Origin of the sequence: Pseudomonas sp. Pseusp97 (assembly GCF_047304025.1) — a bacterium.
Lineage (GTDB): Bacteria > Pseudomonadota > Gammaproteobacteria > Pseudomonadales > Pseudomonadaceae > Pseudomonas.
In genome coordinates, this window is the sequence record NZ_JBGLYK010000005.1 from 18079 (window position 1) to 42437 (window position 24359).

Below are 24359 nucleotides of genomic sequence, written 5' to 3' on the forward strand. Positions count from 1 at the left end.
GGCGAAGCGATAACGGGAAACACGCACGAGGTGGCGCACAAGGCGCGAATAATAGCGACTTCGACGCGTTCATCGTTGCCATAAGTCATCCTTTGCAGGAACTGTCCGACGGAACGCTCGTTCCGCCACCGGCCGAACCGACGACCGGCGGCGTCGGAAAAGGCCTATAGCCCAGAAGCATGCTCGTAAGAGTAGTCCAGGCGCAGCACGTTGTAGTCCAGGCGCATGCCGAACGCATGCATGAAGAAGGCCTCCAGCTGCAGCTCCAGGGAGCGCGAGGTCAGCGTCGCCAGGCGCGCGCCCTGGCGCCGCGTGCGGCGGTTCACTGCGGTGAATTCTTCGTGGACTATGCCCTGGGAGGCCGGGTCGGCGATCAGGCGGTAGCAACTGTCCGGCAGGTCGTCGCGCTGGGTGGCGCTAAGGCTGAGTTCGGGATGGCCGTCGGCGTTGGTGATCAACTCCACGCTGCAGCGCAGGCCTCGGTCGCGGGCGAAGCGCGAGGCTTCTTCGAAGGCCGGCAGGGCCTTCTGCAGGACCTGGATCTCGAAGGCGAGGAGGAATTGTTCGTCGAATTCGACGTCCTGGGTGTTCCGGGGTGCCTGGTTCAACATCGCCGGCATCTCCTGTGTCGATGAAACGAGAAAACTTTCGTAAGCGAGTCGGGATCGCCAAAGTTTCGTCATCGCGGCATTGCAGGACTACAACGCACACAGTCGGCAAGCAATGCCATTTGCCTGAACGAAAGGCCATCTCACTGAAGCGGCGAGGCCCTGTCAACGAGCATTCCTGCATAAGGACTACCCGCCGAAATAGCCAATGGTGCGCAGGTGTGCGGAGCGGCCAGCCGGGGCCAGGGGCGGCAGGATCTGCAGCAGGTGTAAAGCTGTCGTTACGGGTGGAGCCCGCCCGTCGAGACTTCGGACGGGCGGGCGTACGCATTCAGAAGGCGAAATCAACCATCGCCAGCGCGGCGTCGCCGCCCTCCGTGATCGTCTGGGCCAGGCCTGGTGCTCGAGTAAGGAAGTGCCCGGCATAGAACTGTGCGGTGCGCAGTTTGGCCCGGTAGAACGCCGCGTCGCCGCTGTTGCTGGCCAGCCGCTCGCGGGCGACCTGGGCGGAGCGCGCCAATTGCCATCCGCCAGTGACGATGCCGAACAGCTCCAGCAGCGGCACCGAGCCCAGCGCCACTTGGCGCACCTGATCGTCGTAATGCTTCACCACATGGGTGACTGCGTCGTCCAGCGCGTTGATCGCCGAGAACAGGCGATGGCGAATCGCCGCCAATTGCGGGTCGTCGTCCGGCATTGCCAGTTGCCCCTCGCGCAGTCGGGCGATCAGGGCGAAGGCGGCTGCGCCTCTGTCGCGGGCGATCTTGCGACCGATCAGGTCGAGCGCCTGGATGGCCGTCGTGCCCTCATAGATCGGTGTAATCCGTGCATCGCGCAGGTGCTGGGCGGCGCCCGTTTCCTCGATGAAGCCCATGCCCCCGTGGACCTGCACCCCCAGGGAGGCGATGTCCACCGCGTTCTCGGTGCACCAGCCCTTGATCACCGGGATCATCAGTTCGACGAAAGCCTGCCGCTCGCGGCGCACTGTTTCGTCGGGATGACCCTGGGCGAGATCGGACGCCAGCGCCACTTCGCAGGCCAGCGCGCGCATGGCTTCGATCCGCGAGCGCATGGACATCAGCAGCCTGCGGACATCGGGGTGACGGATGATCGCCGCCTTTTCCCGTCCCGGCACGCCGATCTCCGTCCCCTGGATGCGCTGCCGGGCATAGCTCACGGCGCGCTGGTAGGCGCGTTCGGCTAGGCCGATGCCCTCGATACCGACTGAGAAGCGCGCCGCGTTCATCATGATGAACATGTACTCCAGGCCGCGGTTTTCCTCGCCCACCAGCCAGCCGGTGGCGCCGCCCTGGTCACCGAAGGCCAGCACGGCGGTAGGGCTGCCATGGATGCCGAGCTTGTGCTCGATGGAAACGCAACGGACGTCGTTACGCTCGCCCAGGCTGCCGTCGGCATTCAGCAGCACCTTGGGCACCACGAACAGCGAAATGCCTTTCACGCCATCCGGCGCCCCCGGTACCCGGGCCAGTACTAGGTGGACGATGTTCTCGGTGAGGTCGTGCTCGCCGTAGGTGATGAAGATTTTCTGCCCGAATATCTTGTAGGTGCCGTCGCCCCGAGGCTCGGCGCGGCTGCGCACGGCGGCGAGGTCCGAACCGGCCTGGGGCTCGGTCAGGTTCATGGTGCCGGTCCATTCACCGCTCACCAGCTTCGGCAGCCAGGTGCGCTTCAGTTCATCCGAGCCACGCAACTCGATGGCTTCGATGGCGCCACGGGTCAGCATCGGGCACAGGCCGAAGGCGACGTTGGCGGCGTTCCACATCTCCTCCGCCAATGCCGACACCAGCCGCGGCGCGCCCTGGCCGCCGAAGTCGGGCGGGCAGGAGAGGGCGTTCCAACCGTTGTCGGCAAATTGTGCGTAGGCTTCGCGCCAGCCGTCTGCCGTGCGCACGTCGCCGGCTTGCCAGCGCGCGCCCTGGCGGTCGCCAACGCTATTGAGCGGGGCCAGAACGCCCTGGGCAAAACGCGCCGCCTCGTTGAGGATGGCGTCGACCAGCTCGCCGTTCATCTCCTCATGGCCGGGCAACTGGTTCACCGTCTCGAGCAGCTTCAGTTCGCGCAGGACGAACTGCATGTCGCGCAGCGGTGCTTGGTATTCGCTCATGGTGGAACTCCTCTATGGCCAAGGGCTCGCTCTCGTTCAAGCCGGGTCGCCGGACGAGCATGACCACCCGATCGGGGTAGCCGTCATGATGCATGGGTGAACAGTGGACCTGTCCGGGGCAGCGGAAGTTTTCAGGATTCGCCTGGGGTCTGAAGAACCGGGGGCAGGAGGGGGTAAAGCGAAGGGCGCTCCCAGCGGAGCGCCCTGGGGGATCAGCGAATGCCTGCGTTACGCAGGGCCGCCGGGGTGAAGTCGTTAGGGGTGTACTTCATATCGTACTGGGTTCCCCGCTTGGACTCGTTGGTCAGGCCCATCACCACATAGCGTCCGGCGATCAGGTCATACAGCGTGAGGGCGCCGTAGGGAACCACGCCATGCTCATAGTCGGTATATAGGTGACCTTCGGCGACCCGCCACAGCTGGCCGCGGCTGTCGTAGTGGTCGATCTCGACGAGCGTCCAGGTATCCTCGTCGAAATACATGTGGCGCTTCGAGTAGACGTGACGGGCCCCGGGCTTGAGGGTGCCTTCGACTTCCCAGACCCGATGGAGCTCGTAGCGGGTCAGGTCCTGGTTTATATGGCCAGCCTTGATGATGTCGCTGTACCTGTTCTTCGGCGAAATCAACTGGTAGTTGTTGTATGGAATGTACAGCTCGCGTTTGCCGATCAGCTTCCAGGTATAGCGATCGGGAGACCCGTTGTAGAGGTCGCTGTTGTCCGCGGTGCGCATGCCGTCGGCAGCGCTGCCGGGACCGTCATAGGCAATCTCGGGGGCACGGCGGACACGACGTTGGCCGGCGTTGTAAGTCCAGGCCTGGCGCGGTTCCTTGAGCTGGTCCATGGTCTCGTAGACGAGGTTGACGGTTCCGGTCAGGCGCGGCGGCGCGACGATCTCCTGTTTGTAGAAGGTCAGGATGTTGGTCCTGGCAGGATCGTAGTCCGGCAGGAAGGGCGGCGAAGCCAGGTCCTCCTTGAAACCGACGACCATGTAGTCGCCATTGGTCTGCGGCACCGCTTGCGCCGACTGGCGCTGGTAGTTGGTGCCGCGATAGCGCGTTTCATGGTTCCACACCAGCTCGACGCCGCTCTTGGGAATCGGGAAGGCGTAGAAGTGCGACTGCGGCAGGGTGAGACCGTCGCCGTTGCTGGTCAACTGGGCGGTGCTGGCGCTCTTCTTCGCATCGTCATAAACCGATTGCGGCGCCCAGGCCGTGCGGTGGGTTTTGTACACCGGAATCCGATAGGTGTCGGCATAGCGCTTGAACAGCGCCAGCTGGCCGGGGGTGAGCTTGTCCTTGTATTGCTCGGCGTTGGCCGCGGTGATCACGAACAGTGGCTTTTCGTCCTTGAACGGATTGCCCAGGAAACCGTTCTCCACGGGCGCCGCACCCGGCTTCAGGCCGCCGTCCCAGGAAGGAATGCTGCCATCGGCATTACCTTCCTTTTGCGCGCCCAGCGGGGTGAGGCTGGTGCCGAGCTTGCCGGCTTCTTCGGGGGTTGCCGCCAGGCTGCTGGCGGTGGCCAGCAGCAGGGTGACGGCCAGGCTTGAGAGGGCGGTGAGGTTGTTTTTCATGAATGCCTCTAGGTACGCGATCAGAAGTTGACGCCGAAACTGAGGGCGACGAAGTCCCGGTCAGTCAGGGTGTTGTAGCGCCCGCCGAAGTAGTCGGTGTAGTTGAGGCTGGCGGTGTAGGTGTTCTGGTAGTCGGCGTTGAGGCCGACACTGACGGCCTTGGCGCCTTCTTCGAAGTTCGGGCCGGTGCCGTTCACGTCGTGCGACCACGCCAGGTTGGGCGAGAGGTTGATGCCAGCGAAGACGTTCGGGTAGTCGAGTTGCCCACGCATCCGATAGCCCCAGGAATTGCTGGTGTAGAAGCCGTTGCTGTTGCATTCCTGCTGCGGGTTGCTGGCGTTGGGCGTGCCCACGGCGGTACCGGCGCAGACCGCCTGGTTGGTCAGCTCGCCGGGGCCGAAGACCGGGTTGCGGCCGAATCGGATATCGGTGCCGTCGGCGTCACCGACGCCGCCAATGTGGTTGTAGCCAACCTCGCCGACCAGGGTCAGGCGTTCGGCGGCGAGCAACTGGTTGAACAGCTTGGTGACCGTGAATTGCGCCTGGGTTACCGGCATGCGCTTGTAGCCTGGAATATCGGCGCCGCGGGTCAGCGACTGGGTCCCGCTGGTATAAATGGGAGAAACGCGATTCCCCAGTGCGGCGAGGTTCAGGTCAGCCGTGTTGATCTGTAGCGGCATGTTCGGCCGGAAGCTCAGCTCGCCGGCGAGCGAATAGCCTTCCACGTTGGTGGCGAGGCTCAGGCCATAGAGGCGGATGTCTTCCGGATAGTCGATGTAGTAGCGCGCGCTGCGGATGGCGGTGAGCTGGTTGGCGAGGTTGGTCGCGGTCTTCAGGCTGAGGATCGGCGAACGGCTGTGGTAGTTCATCGCGTACGCGGCGAACTCGGTGTCGTTCAACTCCGGCACGAACCAGCGTAGCGCCACGCCGTACTGGCCGCCGTCGCGGGCGTCGCGATCCTTGTCGCGGGGGATATAGGCATCGTCGCTGCCTCCGCGCACCAGGGTGGCCGGGCCGCCGGTGTTCGCGGCCTGCCCAGGCGCCTTGTCCTCGCCGGCGACCACCAGGCGGTCGTTGCAACCCGCTGCGATGGCGTCCACGGCGAAGAAGGTGCCGCAGTTGTCGACCACCGTGTGATCCCATTCGATCTGGTAGAAACCTTCGGCGGTGATGTTCTCGCTCAGCCCCTGGGAGAGATAGAACAGGTTGACCGGCACCAGGGCTTCCTTGACCTCCGAACCGGGGCGGCGGAGCGCTGCGACATCGAGGGGGTTGATCGAGCTGATGCCGTTCTGGATGAAGGTGCTTTCACCCCAGTTCACGACCTGCTTGCCCAGCCGCACGTTGCCCGGCAGGTCGCCCAGGTTGTAGTTGTGGTAGATGAACGCGTCGAGAAACCGGCCACCCTTGCTGCGAGCCGCTTCATCGCGGCCGCGGTCGTCGATGTCGTAGAAGTGCTGGTGGCCGTCGGCCTGTTCGAAGTCGTACCAGTACTTGCCGCGCAGGAAGGCGCCGCTGTCGCCGTACTTGAGGTCCAGGTCGTGGATGCCCTTGAAAAGGGTCGAGAAGTTCTCGCCGGAACGGAAGTTGAGACGACCGTCGTCGGCGGTGCGGGAAGCGGCCTTGCCTGTGGCTCCCTGGGAGTTGTAGTTCGAAATGAAGTTGGGATTGGGACTGGTGGTGGACCAGCTGCCGCCAATGGTCAACGACGTATCGAATTTTCCCTCCATCTCCCCGATGTTGAAGTCGACGGCCAGGGCTGGCGAGCCGATGGCTGCGGCGATCGCTGCCATCAGCAGACGTGGCTGTGGCCGTGCGGTAGAACGTGAGGTCATGAAGTGCTCCCGAATGCGTTCGGTGGTTTTTGTTGTTCTCGATCAGCAGCAGGCTGCCTCACCGAAGCTACGTCGGACACCGGCGAGCCATCCCCCCTCGGGTGGGGGGGGATGCAAGGAGGGGATCTGCAAAAGGAAACTTCAGACGACGCGGTGCTTGCGGGCCCACGAGAGGGCGTCGTAGCGGCTGGAAACGCCCAGCTTCACGTAGATGTTCTTGAGATTCCATTTCACCGTTTCCAGTGAAATGTTCAGGGTCAGCGCAATGCGCTTGTTGGACATGGTTTCGCCGATCAGTTGCAGAATGGCGATTTCTCGCGGGGTAAGCGGTGTCGAGGGGGCGCTTGCAGCGGTGGTGCCTGCTCCGTCAGCGTCCTCCAGTCCCGCCTGCGCGGGGAGAGAGAAATGCCGGAGAAGGCTTTCGAGGTAAGCGCAGGAAGGATCATCCTGCGCAATGGGAGGCAGCCGCAGCAGGAGCTTCTGCACCTGCTTGCCTTCATCCAGGAAGGTTCTCACCAGCCCCAGCGCGTCACCCAGCTGCAGGGCGTGAAGCAGGCTGCCCTCGGCATCGGAGCGGCGGCGCAGGTCGTCCTGAGCCAGCGCCATGAGCAGGAGCACGGAAACGTGCAACTGCCCTGATGAGCGGCGTCGGGCAAAATCGGCGACGAGCTCAAGGGCAGCCAGCGCCTCCTGGGGATAGCCGGTGGCCCGTAGCAGGCGTGCCCTGGCCAGCGTCGCCTGGACCGGAATTTCCGCGCGAAAGCCTCGCGCATCGGAATGACGGCGCGCCAGGCCGTCGAGGCGCTCGAGAATGGAGGCGGCAAGGGCAGTGTCCTTGAGCTCCACGGCGATCCTTACCTGTTCGGCCTGCAGGTGTGCTGCCACGCGCTCCTGGCCGGAGCGCAGGAAGTGCCGCTCCTGGCGTTCGAGGAAGACGAGCGTCTGGGTAGCAGGCTCCTGCAGCAGGTTCAGCCGGGCCCGGCAGAGCGTGGTGCGAAGCATTATCGAGGGCAGCATCGAGCTCATGATGGAAAAGCGATTGGCCAGGGTCTCACGCGCATCGTCGAGTCGGTTCTGTTCCCGATAGGCTTCTGCCACGGTGGCGGCGCACAAGTCACTGGCGACCGAGCCATAGCCGTACAGGGAAATGGCGCGAGCCAGCAGGTCGGGGGCTTTCATCTGCACGTCGCGTGTGCGGCCCTGGAGTGACAAGCAGAGTAGCCGTGCGTTCTCGCTGAGCAGAGCGACCTCGTCGTCATGGTCGAGGGCGATGGGAAAGTTATCGAAGTAGGTCATGGCCTCGTCGAAACGGCCCTCTCCGGCGTAGGCCTGACTCATCAGGGTGAGCGGCATGTACCGCACGAGGGCGTGGTCCGAGGGGAGTGGCGCGTAATCCTTGATCCATTGCACGACCTGATCGGTTTCGTCCTGCTGCACCGCTATGGCGGCGCGCATCAGGGGCAGGTTGTGTCGCAATGCTGCGTTTGCGTGGAGATCTGTCTCATCGAGCTGGTCCAGATAGGCTTGTGCCTTCTCTGGCTGGGCGCTTACTGCGTAGCAGAGGCAATACAGGCAGAACAGGTTCGGGTGCTTGAGCAGGACCTCGCGAGGCAGCCGGTTGAGGAGCCGCAGCAGCGGACGCACGTAGTCCATCTCCAGAGGCCGCCGAGTGACCTGCTCCACCAATTCTGCCGCGAGTTCATGATCACCACACTGAAGAGCATGGCGCACCGCTTCGGCAAGGTGCCCGTGACTGCCGAGCCAGCGAGCGGCCCGTCGATGGAGCTCGATGATGACCGACTCCCCCCGGCGACTCAGACGCGTGGTCAGGAACTCGCCAAATAGCGGGTGAAAGCGATACCAGCTCCTGCGGTCCGGAGTATCGACACGGAAGGTCAGGATGTTCTCCTCGTCCATCCGCCGCAGCAGCTCCAGCGCGTCGTCGCGACCGGTAAGCTCGGTGGCCAGGGCGGCATTGAAGCGCCGGCACAGGCTCAGGCTTTCCATGAACTGGGCGAGCTCGCCCGGCAGATGCTGCATCACGTCTTCGGACAGGTAGGCCTGCAGGTCGTCCGACTTCCACGCCAGGTCGCGCAGCTGGGCGCGGGCGTCGGGGTTGTTCTTGAGCATCAGCAGTATCAGCTGCAGGCTCGCCGGCCAGCCGTTGGTCAATTCGTTGATCTGGTGCAACTCGTCGCTGCTGAGGCTCACACCGGTCAGATTGCTATCGAAGAACTGGCGGACTTCCGCATGGCCGAAGGGCAGGTTGTCGCCGTCGATTTCCACCACCTGGCCCATCACCCGCAGCTTCCCCAGGCTCAGCGGCAACGCCATGCGACTGGCCAGGGCGAGATGCAGATTGGCCGGGCAATGTTCCAGCAGTTTCTGCATCAGCCGGTGGGCGCGGGGGTCGGTTACATGCTGGTAATCGTCGATGATCAGGAAGAGTTCGCGATTGACCTCGGCGATCTGGCCAACGATCTCCGCCAGGCGCTCATCCAGTCCGTCGCCGCTGGTGACATCGAGCGCAATACTGCCATCCAGGTTGACTCCCAATTGCTCGATGGCGCTCTGCAGATAGGCGCAATAAGTAGAAAGTTGTCGATCGTCGATGCTCAGCGAAAGCCAGGCAACATCCGCTCCTTCCTTGAGCAGTGCTTGGCGCCATTGCGCCAGCAGCGTCGTCTTGCCGAAGCCGGCGCTGGCGACCAGCGACGTCAGCCGGCATTCGCGCATTTGCTGCAGGTATTTCAGCAGCGCCTCGCGTTGCACGGAGCGTGCGCCCAGTCGCGGGGGCGCGAACTTCGTGGCAACCAGAAGGGCTTTGCCTGTGCTGTGGTTCATGGCCTTGCTCCCTAGAGCGGAACCGCTGCTCTTGTTCCTGGGCTTCGCTCGACAGGCAGTGTACGGCCTGCGCCCTGCCTGCTGTGATCGTGCGGACGAAAGCGCGTAGCGCGTCACCGTGTCGCAAGATCATGAGGGGGCCGGCAAACAGGAATCCCCCTCCAATGGGGGGGACTGGATGCAGAGAGCCTCCGGGACTATCGAATCGAAGCCGCCAGCGTCTGCACCCTGGGTGCAGCGCGTCGGCAGTCATTCGGACCAGCCATCCTGGAGACAGCGATGTTGCGCAGAACCTGTGTTGCCGGCGTCGGCATGATTCCCTTCGCCAAGCCCGGAGCGAGCGCTTCCTATATCGAAATGGGCGCCACGGCAGTACGCCTTGCCCTGCAGGACGCCGGGCTGCCTTACGAAAAGGTGCAGCAGGCATATGCCGGCTATGTCTTCGGTGATTCGACCTGCGGGCAGTCAGCGCTCTACGAAGTAGGTTTGCCCGGTATCCCGGTGATCAACGTCAACAACAACTGCTCGACCGGCTCCACCGCGCTGTTCCTGGCGCGCCAGGCGGTGGCCAGCGGGGCGGTGGATTGTGTCATCGCGGTGGGCTTCGAGCAGATGCAGGCCGGCGCGCTGAAGGGCAATTTCGAAGACCGTCCGCCGGTGCTGGGCAAGGCGACGCAAGTGGCCAGCGAGAGCTTCCCGGAGGGCCGTGGCATGCCCGGAGCCCTGATGTTCTTCGGTGGCGCCGGTCGAGAACACATGCAGAAGTACGGGACGAAGATGGAAACCTTCGCAGCCATCCGGGCGAAGGCCAGCCGTCACGCCGCGAACAACCCGCTGGCAGTGTTCCGCAAGGTGGTTACGACGGAGGAGGTCATGGCTGACCAGGTGGTCTGGCCGGGCGTAATGACCCGGCTGATGGCTTGCCCGCCCACCTGCGGCGCCGCTGCGGCGGTGCTGTGCTCCGAGGACTTCGCCCGCCGCCATGGCCTGCGCAGCGACGTGCGCATCCTTGCGCAGGCGATGACCACCGACCGCGCCGCCGCATTCGACCCCCCTTCGATGATCAGCCTGGTCGGCTCCGACATGACGAGCGCTGCCGCGCAGCAGGTCTATGCCGCCGCCGGGGTGGGGCCGGAGGACATCCGGGTCTGCGAGCTGCACGACTGCTTCGCCCACAACGAGCTGCTGACCTATGAGGCGCTGGGCTTCTGCGATGCAGGTGCCGGCGAGCGTTTCGTCGAGGACGGCGACAACACCTATGGCGGGCGCGTAGTGGTCAACCCTTCCGGCGGGCTGCTCTCCAAGGGACACCCGCTGGGCGCCACCGGACTGGCCCAGTGTTTCGAGCTGACCCAGCAATTACGCGGTCATGCGCAGGGGCGTCAGGTCGAGGGTTTGAACCACGCGTTGCAACACAATCTGGGGCTGGGCGGAGCTTGCGTCGTCACCCTTTATGGACGCGGTTGAGCCGCGTCATTCGCGACTGTTGGGAGTACTGATATGGCAGACAAGAGCCTGATTGGCCGCTGCACCGGACGTACCACGGCGGAGGTGGAGAAAGGCCGCTTGCGCTTCTTCGCCAAGGCCATCGGCGAAACCGATCCGATCTACACCGATGAAGAGGCGGCCCGCGCTGCAGGTTACCCGACGCTGCCAGTGCCTCCGACCTTCCTTGCCTGCCTGGAAAGCGAAGGTCGTGACATGCAGGAGATGATCACCGATGTCCTGGGCTTCGATCTGGGCCGGATTCTTCATGCGGAACAGGCGTTCGACTACCACGCGATGGCCTTCGCCGGCGATCTGCTGACCTTCGAAACCAGGGTGGCCGACGTGTACGAAAAGAAAGGCGGGGCGTTGACTTTCGTTGTCCTGGAAACGCGCGTCAGCAACCAGAGGGGCGAGCACATCGCCGATATCCGCGCCAGCCTTGTCCAGCGCTGAGGAGTCTGTCATGTCCATTGCTCAATACCGCGACATCCAGGTCGGCGACAGCATTCCGCTGCTCAGGCTGCGTCCGCTCGATCGCAGCATGCTGGCGCTCTACGCCGGCGCTTCGGGAGATCACAACCCGATTCATATCGATATCGATTTTGCCCGTCGCTCGCGTGCGCCGGACGTATTTGCCCACGGCATGCTGTCCGCCGCCTACCTGGGGCGCCTGCTCACCCAGTGGGTACCGCAGCGCAACATCCGCCGATTGGCCGTGCGCTTCGTCGGCATCACCCAGCTGGGGCACATCCCGCAGCTGAGCGGCAGAGTCGTCGAAAAGCTCGAGGTAAACGGGGAGTCGTGCGTACGCCTGGAAGTCCAGTGTGCCAACCAGTACGGCGAAGCCAGGATTCTCGGCGAAGCCCTGATCGCTCTGGCCTGAAGGCCTGAACCTCAACTGATAGGATTGCAAGCATGAAGAACCTGCAGAACAAGGTCGCCCTGGTCACCGGCTCGGGCCGTGGGATCGGGCGTGCGGTAGCGCTCAAGCTGGCGCGCCATGGCGCTCGCGTCGTGGTCAACGATCTGGATCAGGCCCCGGCCGACGAGGTGGTCGCCCAGATTCGCGAGGAAGGTGGCGACGCCATCGCCTGCGTGGGTAGCGTGACAGCCGTCGACTTTGCCGAGCGTTTCATCAAGACCGCTGTGGATCATTTTGGCGGGGTCGACATCATCGTCAATAACGCCGGCTATACCTGGGACAACGTGATCCAGAAGATGAGCGACGAGCAGTGGTACGCCATCATCGACTGCCACCTCACTGCGCCGTTCCGAATCCTGCGTGCGGCCTATCCGGTGATTTCCGCTGCAGCCAAGACCGAGGCGGCGGAAGGCCGGGTGGTCAATCGCAAGGTGGTGAATATCTCTTCGCTGGCGGCATCCGGCAATCCGGGACAGACCAATTACTCGGCGGGAAAGGCCGGCATTCTCGGTATGACCAAGACGCTGGCCAAGGAGTGGGGCCGCCACAAGGTCAATGTCAACGCCGTTGCCTATGGACATATCGAGACACGCCTGACCGAGCCGGTCGAGGGCGGTGCCGCGAAGACCGTGACCATCGACGGTCGGGAAATCAAGGTCGGTATCAGCCAGCAGATCGTCGAGCAGTCCAAGCACATGATCCCGCTGGGCCGACCGGGCACCCCGGAAGAAGCAGCCGACGCGGTGTACCTGTTCTGCATTCCCGAATCGGACTACCTCAGTGGTCAGGTTCTGGTGTGCAGCGGTGGTCTGGGCTCCGTAAATTGACTCGAGGAAAATCGTCCATGCAATCGACTTACCGTTCCCCTTGGCTTTCGGACGACCTGGAAGCGTTCACCGACAGCGTCCGTCGTTTTATCCGCCAACGCCTGGTACCCCATGAGGATCGATGGCGGGCCCAGCACCAGGGTGATCGCTCGGCCTGGCTGGAAGTGGGGGAGATGGGCATGATTCTGCCCGACGTCCCTTCGGAGTATGGCGGCGCGGATGGTTCGCCTGCCCATACTGCCGTCGTCTTGCAGGAGTTGCAGTACGCGGGCGTGACCGGCGTGGGGGTCTCGCTGAGCCACATCGTCGGCCACTACATTCTCGACAGTGGCACTGCGGAACAGAAACAGCACTGGTTACCGAAGATCGCATCCGGTGAAGTGATCTGCTCCATCGCGATGACCGAGCCCGGTACCGGTTCCGATCTGCAGAGCATCCGCACCCGCGCCGTGCGCAAGGGCGAGCATTACGTCATCAACGGTTCGAAGACCTTTATCAGCAACGGTCAGTTGAGCGATCTGGTGCTGCTGGTGGCCAGGACCGATACCGAGGCCAAGGGCTCCAAGGGGGTTTCCCTGATCCTGGTGGACACCCGGACGGAGGGCTTCCGCCGCGGCAAATGCCTGGACAAGATGGGGCTGCCCGCGCAGGACACCTCCGAGATGTTCTTTGACGATTGCGTTGTGCCGGCCGACTGCGTGTTGGGCGGTGTCGAAGGGCAGGGCTTCTACCAGCTCATGCAGCAACTGCCGTTCGAACGTGCCGCCTGTGCGATCCAGTGCATGGCGGACATGGAGCGCGCCCTGGACCTCACCCTGGAATACACCAAGGAACGCAAGGCATTCGGCAAGTCCATCTTCGAATTCCAGAACACCCGTTTCACCCTGGCCGATGTCAAGGCCACGGTCACCGCCTCACGCACCTTCTGCGACCTGATCATCCAGCGCTGGGTGGACGGTACGCTGGATTCGCCGTTGGCATCCATGGGCAAGTTCTGGTTATCCGAGCGGCAGGCGGAGGTACTCGACAAGTGCCTTCAGTTCTTCGGCGGCTACGGGTATATGAACGAGTATCCGATTGCGCGGATGTACGCCGATGCCCGCGTTGCGAGGATCTACGGTGGATCCAACGAGATCCAGCGGGAATTGGTGGCTCGCTCGCTGTGATCGAAGGCGGCCCGTCGTTCGCGGGAACAGCTCGGGCCAGCCTGCCTTGGCCGGACCATTGAGCCGGTGAGCGGCGGACACGAGCCAGAAATCATTGCCGGACTGCTCCAATCCAATAACAACACCGGAGGTTCGTATGTATTTCACTCAGGGGTTGCACCGCCAGTTGCAGCAGCGCCCCCAATCCACTGCCGTTATCTGTGGGGAGCGCCAGCTCACGTTTGCCGACTTGGGCGAGCGGGTGGCCCGGCTCGCCGGAGCGCTCCGGGAGCTGGGGCTGCAAGGCGGCGATTGCGTCGCCATGCTCTCGCGCAATTCCGAACGCTACATCGAGTACAGCCTCGCCGTGCCCTGGGCCGACGGCGTGCTCAATCCCGTCAATACGCGCTGGAGCGTGGCGGAGATCGTCTATTCCCTGGACGACTCGCAGTCGACCATCCTGATCGTCGACGATCACTTCGCCGATGCTGCCGAGCAGATAGCACGACAGGCAAAGACCATTCGCCACGTCATACATGCCGGCAACGGCGCGGCGCCGGATGGCATGCTTTCCTATGAAGCCCTGATTGCCGGCGCGAGTCCCATGGAGGACGTGCGGCGAGGCGGCGACCAGTTGTTGGGCATCTTCTATACCGGCGGCACCACCGGCTTTCCGAAGGGCGTGATGCTCAGCCATTCGAACTTCGCCTTTGCTGCCCTGGCGCCGCAAAGCGAAGGCTTCTTCACCCGCGAGTCGATCTACCTGCACGCGATGCCGATGTTCCATGTGGCGGATTTCTCCGGCCTCTACGGCTTGTTGCTTTCGGGTGGTGTGCATGTCGTCCTGCCGGCTTTCAGCGGCGAAGCGGCCCTGGATGCCATCTGCCGCCATGGGGTCAACGAGTTGCTGATGGCTCCCACGATGATCCAGATGCTGCTGGGAGCCTGTGCCTCCTCGCAGGGCCCGGCGCAGGACTGCTTGCACCAGGTGCGCCGGATACTCTACGGCGCCTCGCCGATTACCTCGGCACTGCTCGACCAGGCATGCGCTCGCTTCACCTCGGCGCGCTTCTTCCAGGGCTACGGCATGACCGAAACCACCGCCGCCGGAACCTTGCTCCTCCCCGAATTCCACAGTGCCGAACATCAGGCCGATGGGCGCATGTATTCCGCCGGTCGCGCCTCGGCATGCGTGGAGATACGGATCGTCGATGAGCAGGACCAGGAAGTTCCGCGAGGAATCGTTGGTGAAATCGTCATCCGCGGCCCCTCCGTCATGCTGGGCTACTGGCAGCGCCCGGAGATCACTGCCGAGGTGCTGCGCGACGGCTGGATGCACACCGGCGACGGCGGCTACATGGACGAACAGGGCTTCGTGTTCATCGTCGACCGACTCAAGGACATGATCGTCAGCGGCGGCGAGAACGTTTACTGCGCCGAGGTCGAAAGCGCGCTGGCCAGCCACCCGGCGGTCGCCCAATGTGCGGTCATCGGCATTCCTTCCGGCAAATGGGGGGAGGCGGTGCACGCCGTGATCGTGCTCAAGGCCGGTTGGCAGGTGGAGGAGGCCGAGTTGGTCAGCCACTGCCGTGAGCGCATCGCCGGCTACAAATGCCCGCGCAGTGTCGAGTTTCGTGAGGCGCTCCCGCTGTCGGGGGTCGGCAAGGTGCTCAAGCACGAATTGCGCAAGCGCCACTGGGAAGGCCACGCGCGCGGCATCGCCTGATCCCGGAGTCGCCCTTCGTCCAAGGGCGACTGACTCCCCGTTCCATTCGACCGCCGTCGCTTTTCAGTGGCGACGGCGCTCTTCCTTTGCCCTGGAGATTTCCATGTCCCGCAAGACCTACGTTGCCGGTGTCGGCATGATTCCTTTCACCAAGCCGGGCGCCAGCGGCAGCTATATCGAGATGGGCGCCGAGGCCGTGCGGCTGGCCCTGAAGGACGCCGGGCTGGATTACTCCCTGGTGCAGCAGGCCTATGCCGGCTACGGCTATGGCGACTCCACCTGCGGTCAGAGCGCCCTGTACGAGGTCGGGCTGAGCGGAATACCCGTCGTCAACGTCAATAACGCGTGCGCGACCGGTTCCAGCGCGCTGTTCCTCGCGCGCCAGGCGGTCGAGTACGGCCTGGTGGACTGTGCCCTGGCGTTCGGGTTCGAGCAGATGGAGCCGGGGGCTCTGAAAGACTATTTCCCGGACCGCGCGCCGGTGAGGTTGATGCACCAGGCTGCCGGCGAGAAGTGTCTGCCCAATGACAACGGGATTCCCGCTGCATTGTGGATGTTCGGCGGTGCAGGGCTTGAACACATGCACCGCTACGGCACAACCTTGCAGAGCTTTGCGGCGATCCGCGCCAAGGCCAGTAGACATGCCGCCAACAACCCGCTGGCGGTATTCAGAAAGGTGCTGTCCACCGAGGACGTACTGAACGATCAGGTGATCTGGCCTGGCGTGCTGACCCGGCTGATGGCTTGCCCGCCGACCTGTGGCGCCGCTGCGGCCATCGTCTGCTCGGAAACCTTTGCCAGGAAGCATGGCCTGCGCACTGATGTCCGCATCCTGGCGCAGGCGCTGACCACCGATGCCCAGGTGTCCTTCGAGCCGCCATCGATGATGGGCGTGGTGGGGGTCGACATGACCCGTCGCGCGGCAAACGCCGTGTACGAGATGTCGGGAGTCGATCCCCTCGATATCCGGGTCTGCGAACTGCACGACTGCTTCGCACACAACGAGCTGCTCACCTACGAAGGCCTGGGCCTGTGCGGGCCGGGAGAAGCCGAAGCATTCATTCACGACGGTCAGAATACCTATGGCGGTCAGGTGGTCACCAATCCATCTGGCGGTCTCCTCTCCAAGGGGCATCCGTTAGGCGCTACCGGCCTGGCGCAGTGCTATGAGCTGACCCACCAGTTGCGCGGCAGCGCCGCTGCCCGCCAGGTGGAGGGCTTGCGCCATGCGCTCCAGCACAATCTCGGCGTGGGCGGCGCTTGCGTGGTCACTCTTTACGGCCGCGATTGAAGTTGCACGGTGCGCCGGTCGACGGAGGTGGTGATGAGGCAATTTCTATCCGTAGTGACCCTGCCACTGCTGCTGTCTTTCGGTGCGGTGAGCTGGGCGGGGGATTCTTCTGAAAACTACTCGTTCCTCGGTGGTTATCCGTCCGAGACAACTGTCCAGCGGGTACGCGATGAGCTGGATCTGAACCGCGCCGTTCAGGCCTATCGCTTCTTCTTTCCCGCCGTGTCGATGTACAGCGGTTGGAAAGGCAGCGTGGAACAGCTGGGCATGAAGCCCAACCAGTCCTTCGCGTTGCTCGAAGCCTCACCGCGCAAGCAGGTGCTGACAGCCAACTCCGATACTCCCTACGCGACGATGCTGCTCGATTTGTCCCAAGGCCCGATGGTCGTGGAGTTACCGCCGGGACCGCTGATGGCGCTGGTCAACGACCTTAACCAGCAGTGGGTGATGGATCTGGGGCTGACCGGACCTGACAAGGGCCTTGGCGGGCGCCACCTAGTGCTCCCTCCAGGTGAGGCGAGCTCTTCACGCGAAGGTTTTTTCGTCGGTAAGTCGAGTACCAACCGAGCCCTGCTGATCCTGCGTGCGCTGCCCAAGGGCGGCGACACCCAGGGGGCGGTGAAGTTGATGGGCCAGGTACGGGTGCACCCGCTCAATGCGACCCGCGATATCGCGCTGCAATGGATCGACCAGAGCGGGATGACGCTGGACTCCCTGCTGCTCCAGTCCGAACTCACCCTGGGCTTCTGGCAGCTCCTGCATGAGCTGGTGGAGGCCGAACCGGCTTCTCCTGACCAGTTGGGCTACTACGGCGATCTGGCGGCGCTGGGCATCGCCAAGGGACGTCCTTTCGAGCCCGACGAGCGCATGCGCGGCATTCTGCTGCGAGCTGCCAGGATGGCCAACGCGCAGTTGCGTGTCGAGTCGTTTGCCGACGACAGCCCGGACCGCCTGGTCTGGCCCGGGCGGCAGTGGGAATGGGCCGTGCTGCGCCCGGAGCAGGGAAGCTTCGTCAAGGCCGGTCACCTTGACCAGGTGGCCCGTGACAAGTGGTTCTTCCAGGCACTGGGGGATTCCCCTGCGATGTTCCGCCGTGTGCCAGGCGCAGGTTCGCTGTACTGGCTGAATACCAGGGACAACCAGGGGCGTTACCTGGACGGCGCCCGGACCTATCGGCTGCGTGTTCCCCCAGGCGTACCGGCCCGGCTGTTCTGGTCGATCACCCTCTATGACGCACAAACCCGCTCGCAGATTCGCAACCACGGCATGCAGTCAGCCCTGCGCTCGCTCAATGAACTGCGCGAGGCCGAGCGGAACAAGCCCCTGGATCTCTACTTCGGTCCCAAGCCGCCGGCGGGCCGGGAAGGCCACTGGATCGAGACCCGGCCAGGGGAGGGGTGGTTTGCCTATTTCCGCATCTATGGTCCTGAACAAGCAGCTTTCGATGGCTCCTGGAAGCTGGATGATTTCGAAGAGATTCGCTGAATGGAAAGGTCGTGGCCGGCCTGGACGAGGAGAGGAAAGTGAACGGGAAATTCTTCGGCGGAAAGGTTTCGCTCACCCTGTTGTTATCCATGGTGCTGCTGGGTAGTGGCTTTGCCACCCGGCCCGCGCATGCTGTGCCGACGGACCTCCAGGCACGCAGCTATGAGCGCCGCGCGGTGGAGGCGGCTATCTGGGGCATGCCCATGGTCAACTTCGATGCCATGCGCCAGGCCTATTTCCGTGACGCGCAAGCTCAATACAACGATGTGCTGTACTGGTCACGCCCCTCCGACTGGCGCAATCAGACCACCACACCCAACCATTCCACGCAGTACGTGATGTTCTTCGCCAATCTCAAGGATGGCCCGGTGGTGGTGGACGTTCCCCCGGCCAGGGAGAACGCGCTCTATGGCAGCCTGCTGGACGCTTGGAACACTCCATTGATCAACGTTGGAAACCTCGGCCAGGACCAGGGCAGGGGTGGTCGCTACCTCCTGCTGCCGCCGGGCTTCGAGGGGCAGGTGCCGGACGGCTGCATTCCGGTGAAGAGTGCTACCTACAACGTCTACAGCCTTCTGCGGGTGATTACCCGGAATCTCGAACCGGTCGAACTGGAAAAGGGTGTCGGGTACCTCAAGTCACTCAAGGTGTATTCGCTGCATGAGGGAGACAGGCCGGGTCGCTTCATCGACATGGTCGGGCGGATGTTCGATGCGATTCCGCCGTTCGACCACCGTTTCTACCAGTCACTGGCCCGGATGATCGAAGAAGAGCCGGTGCAGGAGCGCGATCTGGTTGACATGGGGCGCCTGCGCACGCTGAGCATCGGCAAGAATCAGGCTTTCGGCGTCACTGCCCAGCAGCGCCTGCTGCTCGATCGGGCGGGCCAGGAGGCGCATGACTTCCTCATGGAGGGTTTCGCCGAAGCGGGTGTGCCATTCTGGGGCGATCAGCGCCACTGGAAGACCATCCTCGATCCCAAGGTTGCTTTGGGCACCCAGCTCAGGTTCATCGAGCCAGGGAAGGATCTGCGCCTGGATGATCGCGGTTTCCTCTTCTATGCCGCCTACGCCCCGCCGGTGCCGAATGCAAAGACCCCGCCCGTCGTCTATGTGAAGACCCATCGCAGCGCCGACGGACAGCTTCTCGACGGCAGCCTGCGATATCGCCTGCACATACCGGCGAACGTTCCCGCCGGGCAGTTCTGGGCGGTGGATGTCTACGACGCGCAGAGCGCCGGATTCATTCGCCAGGCCAAGGTGGTCGGGGTTGACTCTCATACCCGGGGGCTCAAGCGCAACGCTGATGGCTCGGTGGATCTGGAGTTCGCCTCGATGCCGTCGGCTGCACCCACTTCGGCAAATTGGATTTCCACGGAAGAGGGAAAGCGTTTCTTTGTGCTGTTCCGTGTCTACGGGCCGCAGCCCGCGATGCTTGAGCGTCGCTGGTTGCTCGAAGATCTCCAGTTACAGCCGTGACACCCAAGCGGCCCGCCTGGTTGATGACGGGCATTTTCAGAAGGTCGATCCACGGGGCTTACCATGATTCCACGTACTTTGTTCGAACATGAGCACGACGAATTTCGCCAGACCGTCAGACGCTTCCTCGCTGAGCGCTGCGAGCCTTTTCATGCGCAATGGGAGCAGGAACACCAGGTACCTCGCGATATCTGGCTGTGCGCGGGCGAGCTGGGCATGCTCACCATCTCGACGCCGGAAGCTTATGGCGGCCTCGGGCTGGATCGCCGTTTCTCGATGATCGTCACTGAGGAAATCGCCCGTGCCTGCGTGAGCGGACTAGCCGGATTCGGCGTGCACGATATCTGCGCGGGTTACCTGCTCAATTTCGGCACTGAGTTGCAGAAACAGCGCTGGCTGCCGCCCATGGCGAGCGGCGAGTGCATTGCAGCCATTGCCATGACCGAACCCGATACCGGTTCGGACCTCCAGGCCATCACCACCCGGGCGAGACTCGAAGGCGACCATTCCGTACTCAATGGTGCGAAGACCTTCATCTCGAATGGCACTCACTGCGACCTCATCGTGGTGGTGGCCAAGACCGGCAATAGTGGCAAAGGCTCCCAGGACATCTCGCTGATCCTGGTGGAAGGCGGGAGCCCTGGGCTCAGCCGTTCGAAGCCGCTGCGCAAGATAGGGATGAATGCGCAGGACACCACCATGCTGTTCTTCGAGGAAGTGCGCGTGCCACGGGAGAACGTGCTGGGTGGGTTGCCGGGGCAGGGCTTCTATCAGTTGATGAAGGAGCTGGCCTGGGAACGCCTTGGCATCGCCATCGGCTCCATCGCCGGTTGCCAGGCCGTGCTCGAGAGCACCCTCGACTACACCCGTGGACGCAGCGTCTTCGGCAAGCCGATCATCGAGTTCCAGAACTCGCGATTCAAGCTTGCCGAATTGAAGGCGGAAATCGCTATTGGCCAGAGCTTCGTCGATCGGTGCATGGAACTGCTGCTTCAGCAGCAACTCAGCGCTCAGGCCTCGGCGGCGGCCAAGATGTGGTGTTCGGAGCTTTACTCCCGGGTAGTCGACGCCTGCCTCCAATTGCACGGCGGCAATGGCTACATGCTCGAGTACCCAGTGGCCCGCCATTATCTCGATCACCGGGTGAACCGGATCTTCGGTGGCGCCAACGACATCATGCGCGAGCTCATCGCGCGGACTCTGTAATCCCGATCCTGACGCGGCACTGGGGCTCGTGCTTGGGGCTGCGCGGTCAATGAGAAGAGGAATTGGAATGCAGTCGAAGACAGGGCCGCTTGCCGGACTACGTGTTCTGGAAGTGGCCGGTATTGGCCCGGCGCCGTTCTGCGGCATGCTCCTGGCCGACCTGGGCGCCGACGTGGTGGTGGTCGAGCGCGCCGAGGCCTCCGCCGACGAGGTGGTGGCGGACCGGGGTGCGGTGATCAAGCGGGGCAAGCGCTCGGTCTGCCTGGACCTTAAATCCGCGGAAGGTCGGGAGGCTGCACTGCGTCTTGTCGAAAACTGCGATGCCCTCATCGAAGGCATGCGGCCGGGTGTCATGGAGCGCCTGGGGCTGGGGCCCGACGTCTGCCTGGCGCTGAATCCGCGGCTCGTCTACGGCAGGATGACCGGTTGGGGACAGAGCGGGCCTCTGGCCCAGGCTGCCGGACATGATATCAATTACATCGCGCTGTCCGGTGCACTCTGGTATTCCGGACAGCCGGGCGAGCCGCCCATGGCTCCGCCAAGCCTGATCGGCGATATCGGTGGCGGGGCACTCTATCTGGCGGTCGGTATCCTGGCGGCAGTCATGAGTGCGCGGAGCAGTGGACGGGGCCAGGTGGTGGATGCCGCCATCGTCGATGGAGCGGCGCACATGCAGAACCTGCTGCTGGCGTTGCAGGCGGCAGGCCAGATGGTGTCGGCGCGGGGCCGCAGTATTCTGGACGGCCCGCACTGGTTCAATACCTATCGCTGCGCCGATGGCCACTTCGTCTCGGTGGGGTCCATGGAGCCGAAGTTTTATGCCCTGCTGCTGGACAAGCTGGGATTGCTTGACGATCAGCAGCTTGCCGACGGCTACGATGCCAGCCGTTGGCCTGAGCTGCGGGAGAAATTCGCCCGGTTGTTCGCCCAGCGTACCCGTGCGCAATGGTCCGAGCTGCTGGAAGGCACCGATGCCTGCTTCGCGCCAGTGCTTGCACCCGATGAAGCGGCAGAGCATCCGCACCTGCGTGCACGCCAGGTATTCAGCCGACCGCAAGGAGTTCTCCAGGCGAATCCCGCGCCGCGTTTCTCGGCGATGCCGTTGAAGGGAGGGGCCATTCCCGGTCGAGGCGAACATACCCGCAGTGTGCTGGATGAATGGATCCAGCCTCGCGATCACGCTTGATGCCATGGGCCCCGCTGACACGGGGCCTTTTTCTTTCTATGCCGTTTCCGGCGTACGGCAACGGTCGCTCATCGTCCGATGCACCCCACCCTGCGGCGCGGAGAAGCCCTGAAGTCCCCCTCCACCCGAGGGGGCGTGCCGTACCGGGCTCCCTCTATCGTGCATTAAATGTCGCGGCCTGCTTCGCCGCCTTGCCCGAGGAGTTTCCATGATTCCGCGTGACCTGTTCGAGCACGAACACGACGAGTTTCGAAACACCGTGCGCCGCTTCCTCAACGAAGAATGCATTCCTTTTCACGAACAGTGGGAAGCGGAGCAACGGGTACCGCGGCACATCTGGCAGCGCGCCGGCCAGCTCGGAATGCTCAACGTCACTACGCCACAGGCCTATGGCGGCCTGGAGCTGGACCGTCGTTTCAGCATGATCGTCCAGGAGGAGGTCGGCCGCGCCCTCACCAAGGGGCTCAACGGCTTCAACGTGCATGACATCTGCGCCGGCTACCTGATCAATTTCGGCACGCAGGAACAGAAGCAGCGCTGGCTGCCGGGCATGGCCGCGGGCGAAATCATCTCGGCCATCGCCATGACAGAGCCCAACACCGGTTCCGACCTGCAGGCCATCACGACCCGCGCCGTGAGCGACGGCGGGGACTACATCATCGATGGCTCCAAGACCTTCATCTCCAACGGCATCAACTGCGACTTCGTGATCGTCGTGGCCAAGACCGGCAACAGTGGCAAGGGCTCCCGGGACATCTCGCTGATCATCGTCGAAGCCGATACGCCCGGGCTGACCAGGTCCAGGCCGCTGAAGAAAATCGGGATGCATGCCCAGGACACCTGCATGTTGTTCTTCGAAAACGTGCGGGTGCCCAAGGCCAACGTACTCGGTGGCGCCGAGGGGCAGGGCTTCTATCAGTTGATGAAGGAACTGGCCTGGGAGCGCATGTCGGTAGCCATCGAATCCATGGGTTCGGCCATGGCGGCTTTCGAGTCCACCCTGGACTACACCCGCAGTCGCAGGGTGTTCGGCAAACCGATCATCGAGTTCCAGAATTCGCGGTTCAAGCTGGCGGAGCTCAAGGTGGAACTGGCCCTGGGCCAGAGCTTCGTCGACCAGTGCATGGTGCAACTGCTCGAGGGCCGGCTGGATGGCGCCACGGCCGCCGCCGCCAAGATGTGGTGCTCCGAGCTGTACGGCCGTGTGGTCGACGTCTGCCTGCAACTGCACGGCGGCAACGGCTACATGCTCGAGTGCCCGATCGCCCGGCACTATCTGGAATGCCGCGTGAATCGCATCTACGCCGGCTCCAACGACATCATGCGCGAGCTGGTGGCGCGCACGCTCTGACTTTCGGGGTTCGCCTCGTTCCCTCCACTCAACGAACGCTCCAGAGGACTGCCATGACTTCGGCTTTCATCTACGACCACGTCCGCACCCCTCGCGGTCGCGGCAAGCCCGAGGGTGCCCTGCACGAGGCGACCCCGGTGCACCTTGCCGCCACCGTCCTGTCTTCGTTGCGCGAGCGCAACGCGCTGGATACCCGCCTGGTGGACGACATCGTTTTCGGCGTCGTTTCCGGCCTGGGCGAGCAGGGCGGCGGTGTTCCCCGTGTAGCCGCGTTGATGGCCGGCTATGCGCAGGATGTGGCGGGGGTGCAGATCAACCGCTTCTGTGGTTCCGGGCTGGAGGCCTGCAACATGGCCGCAGCGAAGGTTGCCGCTGGCGGAGCAGACCTGGTGATTGCCGGCGGCTGCGAAAGCATGTCGCGGGTGCCCATCCTGTCCGATGGCGGGGCCTGGGGCATAGACCCAAGCGCGGCATTCGCGACCCGCTACATGCAGCTGGGCGTATGCGCAGACCTGCTTGCGACGCTGCATGGTTTCGACCGCGGGGTCGTCGACAGCTTCGCCGCGCTCAGCCACCAGCGCGCCGGGCGTGCGATGGCCGAAGGTCGCTTTGCCCGCTCCATCGTGCCTGTGCGCGACGTGCTGGGCGATGTACTGCTCGATCACGATGAGCATGTCAGGCCGAACTGCACGGTCGAGGATCTGGCGAAGTTGCGCCTGACCTTTGCCGAAAGCGGCCAGCGCGTCGGTTTCGATGCCCTCGGGCTGGCCAGCTATCCGTTGCTGGAGAGCATCGGCCACGTGCACCACGCCGGCAATTCCTCGGGCATCGTCGATGGCGCCTGCGCGGTCCTGATCGGTAACGAGACGGCGGGGAAAGCCGCCGGCCTCAAACCCCGTGCGCGCATCCGCCACTTCGTCGAAGTCGGCTCGGAGCCGACGGTAATGATGAGCGGCCCCAGCGTGGCGACCCGCAATTTACTCAAGCGGGCCGGCATGAGCGTGCTGGACATCGACCTGTTCGAGGTCAACGAGGCGTTTGCCGCGGTGCCGCTGCATTTCTCCGAAACCCTGGGGGTGGACATCGAGCAGATCAACGTCAATGGCGGCGCCATCGCCCTGGGGCATCCGCTGGGCGCTACCGGCGCGATGCTGCTGGGTACGGTGCTCGATGAACTGGAACGTACCGGCAAGGGCGTCGCCCTGGTCACCTTGTGCATCGCCGTAGGGATGGGCGTCAGCACCCTCATCGAGCGCGTCTGACCGTTC

General features: G+C 63.6%; 18 protein-coding genes. 13 read left to right on the forward strand and 5 right to left on the reverse strand.

Features of this window, described 5'->3' with window-relative positions:
• Positions 1-164: 164 nt before the first annotated feature.
• The 5 genes from ACCC94_RS02055 to ACCC94_RS02075 form a co-directional block, all read right to left on the reverse strand.
• Entirely contained in the window at positions 165-611 is a 447-nt protein-coding gene (locus ACCC94_RS02055; RefSeq protein WP_413347805.1) for a hypothetical protein, read from the reverse strand.
• A 328-nt stretch (positions 612-939) separates the two neighbouring features.
• The gene (locus ACCC94_RS02060; protein ID WP_413347806.1) at positions 940-2733 is read right to left on the reverse strand and encodes an acyl-CoA dehydrogenase; all 1794 of its coding nucleotides are present in this window, start codon (positions 2731-2733) and stop codon (positions 940-942) included.
• Between the two features lie 212 nt (positions 2734-2945).
• A complete protein-coding gene (locus ACCC94_RS02065; protein ID WP_413347807.1) occupies positions 2946-4307 on the reverse strand; it encodes a DUF1329 domain-containing protein in 1362 nt (453 codons plus the stop codon).
• A gap of 20 nt (positions 4308-4327) precedes the next feature.
• Positions 4328-6142, reverse strand: a complete 1815-nt coding sequence (locus tag ACCC94_RS02070; RefSeq protein ID WP_413347808.1) for a DUF1302 domain-containing protein — start codon at positions 6140-6142, stop codon at positions 4328-4330.
• 141 nt (positions 6143-6283) lie between these two features.
• On the reverse strand, positions 6284-8986 hold the full coding sequence (locus tag ACCC94_RS02075) for a LuxR C-terminal-related transcriptional regulator (RefSeq protein ID WP_413347809.1): 2703 nt from the start codon (positions 8984-8986) through the stop codon (positions 6284-6286).
• A 279-nt stretch (positions 8987-9265) separates the two neighbouring features.
• Here ACCC94_RS02075 and ACCC94_RS02080 point away from each other — a divergent pair, with 279 nt between their 5' ends.
• From ACCC94_RS02080 to ACCC94_RS02140, 13 genes are all read left to right on the forward strand, one after another.
• Positions 9266-10453, forward strand: coding sequence for a lipid-transfer protein (locus ACCC94_RS02080; protein WP_413347810.1), 1188 nt, complete (start codon positions 9266-9268; stop codon positions 10451-10453).
• A 33-nt stretch (positions 10454-10486) separates the two neighbouring features.
• Positions 10487-10927 carry a MaoC family dehydratase N-terminal domain-containing protein gene (locus ACCC94_RS02085; protein ID WP_413347811.1) on the forward strand — a complete coding sequence of 147 codons (441 nt, stop codon included), beginning with the start codon at positions 10487-10489 and terminating at the stop codon, positions 10925-10927.
• A 10-nt stretch (positions 10928-10937) separates the two neighbouring features.
• Entirely contained in the window at positions 10938-11357 is a 420-nt protein-coding gene (locus ACCC94_RS02090) for a MaoC/PaaZ C-terminal domain-containing protein (protein WP_413347812.1), read from the forward strand.
• Positions 11358-11389: 32 nt separating this feature from the next.
• Positions 11390-12223, forward strand: coding sequence for an SDR family NAD(P)-dependent oxidoreductase (locus ACCC94_RS02095; protein ID WP_413347813.1), 834 nt, complete (start codon positions 11390-11392; stop codon positions 12221-12223).
• Between the two features lie 17 nt (positions 12224-12240).
• Positions 12241-13389: an acyl-CoA dehydrogenase family protein gene (locus ACCC94_RS02100; RefSeq protein ID WP_413347814.1), complete on the forward strand. Its 1149-nt coding sequence runs from the start codon at positions 12241-12243 to the stop codon at positions 13387-13389.
• Positions 13390-13525: 136 nt separating this feature from the next.
• Positions 13526-15094, forward strand: coding sequence for a long-chain-fatty-acid--CoA ligase (locus ACCC94_RS02105; RefSeq protein ID WP_413347863.1), 1569 nt, complete (start codon positions 13526-13528; stop codon positions 15092-15094).
• A gap of 103 nt (positions 15095-15197) precedes the next feature.
• Entirely contained in the window at positions 15198-16385 is a 1188-nt protein-coding gene (locus ACCC94_RS02110; RefSeq protein ID WP_413347815.1) for a lipid-transfer protein, read from the forward strand.
• Positions 16386-16418: 33 nt separating this feature from the next.
• Positions 16419-17870: a DUF1254 domain-containing protein gene (locus ACCC94_RS02115; protein WP_413347816.1), complete on the forward strand. Its 1452-nt coding sequence runs from the start codon at positions 16419-16421 to the stop codon at positions 17868-17870.
• A gap of 11 nt (positions 17871-17881) precedes the next feature.
• Complete coding sequence (locus ACCC94_RS02120) at positions 17882-19348, forward strand: DUF1214 domain-containing protein (RefSeq protein WP_413347817.1); 1467 nt, start codon at positions 17882-17884, stop codon at positions 19346-19348.
• 63 nt (positions 19349-19411) lie between these two features.
• The gene (locus tag ACCC94_RS02125; RefSeq protein ID WP_413347818.1) at positions 19412-20554 is read left to right on the forward strand and encodes an acyl-CoA dehydrogenase family protein; all 1143 of its coding nucleotides are present in this window, start codon (positions 19412-19414) and stop codon (positions 20552-20554) included.
• A 67-nt stretch (positions 20555-20621) separates the two neighbouring features.
• Positions 20622-21740 carry a CaiB/BaiF CoA transferase family protein gene (locus ACCC94_RS02130; RefSeq protein ID WP_413347819.1) on the forward strand — a complete coding sequence of 373 codons (1119 nt, stop codon included), beginning with the start codon at positions 20622-20624 and terminating at the stop codon, positions 21738-21740.
• A 208-nt stretch (positions 21741-21948) separates the two neighbouring features.
• Positions 21949-23091 carry an acyl-CoA dehydrogenase family protein gene (locus ACCC94_RS02135; protein WP_413347820.1) on the forward strand — a complete coding sequence of 381 codons (1143 nt, stop codon included), beginning with the start codon at positions 21949-21951 and terminating at the stop codon, positions 23089-23091.
• A 53-nt stretch (positions 23092-23144) separates the two neighbouring features.
• Positions 23145-24353 (forward strand): acetyl-CoA C-acetyltransferase, encoded by a 1209-nt coding sequence (locus ACCC94_RS02140; RefSeq protein WP_413347821.1) that lies wholly within the window; start codon positions 23145-23147, stop codon positions 24351-24353.
• Positions 24354-24359 lie beyond the last annotated feature (6 nt).

Coding starts and splice junctions, on each gene's coding strand:
- ACCC94_RS02125 (WP_413347818.1), top strand. CDS start 19,412: ATGATTCCACGTACTTTGTTCGAACATGAGCACGACGAATTTCGCCAG.
- ACCC94_RS02140 (WP_413347821.1), top strand. CDS start 23,145: ATGACTTCGGCTTTCATCTACGACCACGTCCGCACCCCTCGCGGTCGC.
- ACCC94_RS02085 (WP_413347811.1), top strand. CDS start 10,487: ATGGCAGACAAGAGCCTGATTGGCCGCTGCACCGGACGTACCACGGCG.
- ACCC94_RS02115 (WP_413347816.1), top strand. CDS start 16,419: ATGAGGCAATTTCTATCCGTAGTGACCCTGCCACTGCTGCTGTCTTTC.
- ACCC94_RS02105 (WP_413347863.1), top strand. CDS start 13,526: ATGTATTTCACTCAGGGGTTGCACCGCCAGTTGCAGCAGCGCCCCCAA.
- ACCC94_RS02090 (WP_413347812.1), top strand. CDS start 10,938: ATGTCCATTGCTCAATACCGCGACATCCAGGTCGGCGACAGCATTCCG.
- ACCC94_RS02095 (WP_413347813.1), top strand. CDS start 11,390: ATGAAGAACCTGCAGAACAAGGTCGCCCTGGTCACCGGCTCGGGCCGT.
- ACCC94_RS02055 (WP_413347805.1), bottom strand. CDS start 611: ATGTTGAACCAGGCACCCCGGAACACCCAGGACGTCGAATTCGACGAA.
- ACCC94_RS02075 (WP_413347809.1), bottom strand. CDS start 8,986: ATGAACCACAGCACAGGCAAAGCCCTTCTGGTTGCCACGAAGTTCGCG.
- ACCC94_RS02110 (WP_413347815.1), top strand. CDS start 15,198: ATGTCCCGCAAGACCTACGTTGCCGGTGTCGGCATGATTCCTTTCACC.
- ACCC94_RS02060 (WP_413347806.1), bottom strand. CDS start 2,733: ATGAGCGAATACCAAGCACCGCTGCGCGACATGCAGTTCGTCCTGCGC.
- ACCC94_RS02130 (WP_413347819.1), top strand. CDS start 20,622: ATGCAGTCGAAGACAGGGCCGCTTGCCGGACTACGTGTTCTGGAAGTG.
- ACCC94_RS02070 (WP_413347808.1), bottom strand. CDS start 6,142: ATGACCTCACGTTCTACCGCACGGCCACAGCCACGTCTGCTGATGGCA.
- ACCC94_RS02080 (WP_413347810.1), top strand. CDS start 9,266: ATGTTGCGCAGAACCTGTGTTGCCGGCGTCGGCATGATTCCCTTCGCC.
- ACCC94_RS02100 (WP_413347814.1), top strand. CDS start 12,241: ATGCAATCGACTTACCGTTCCCCTTGGCTTTCGGACGACCTGGAAGCG.
- ACCC94_RS02135 (WP_413347820.1), top strand. CDS start 21,949: ATGATTCCGCGTGACCTGTTCGAGCACGAACACGACGAGTTTCGAAAC.
- ACCC94_RS02065 (WP_413347807.1), bottom strand. CDS start 4,307: ATGAAAAACAACCTCACCGCCCTCTCAAGCCTGGCCGTCACCCTGCTG.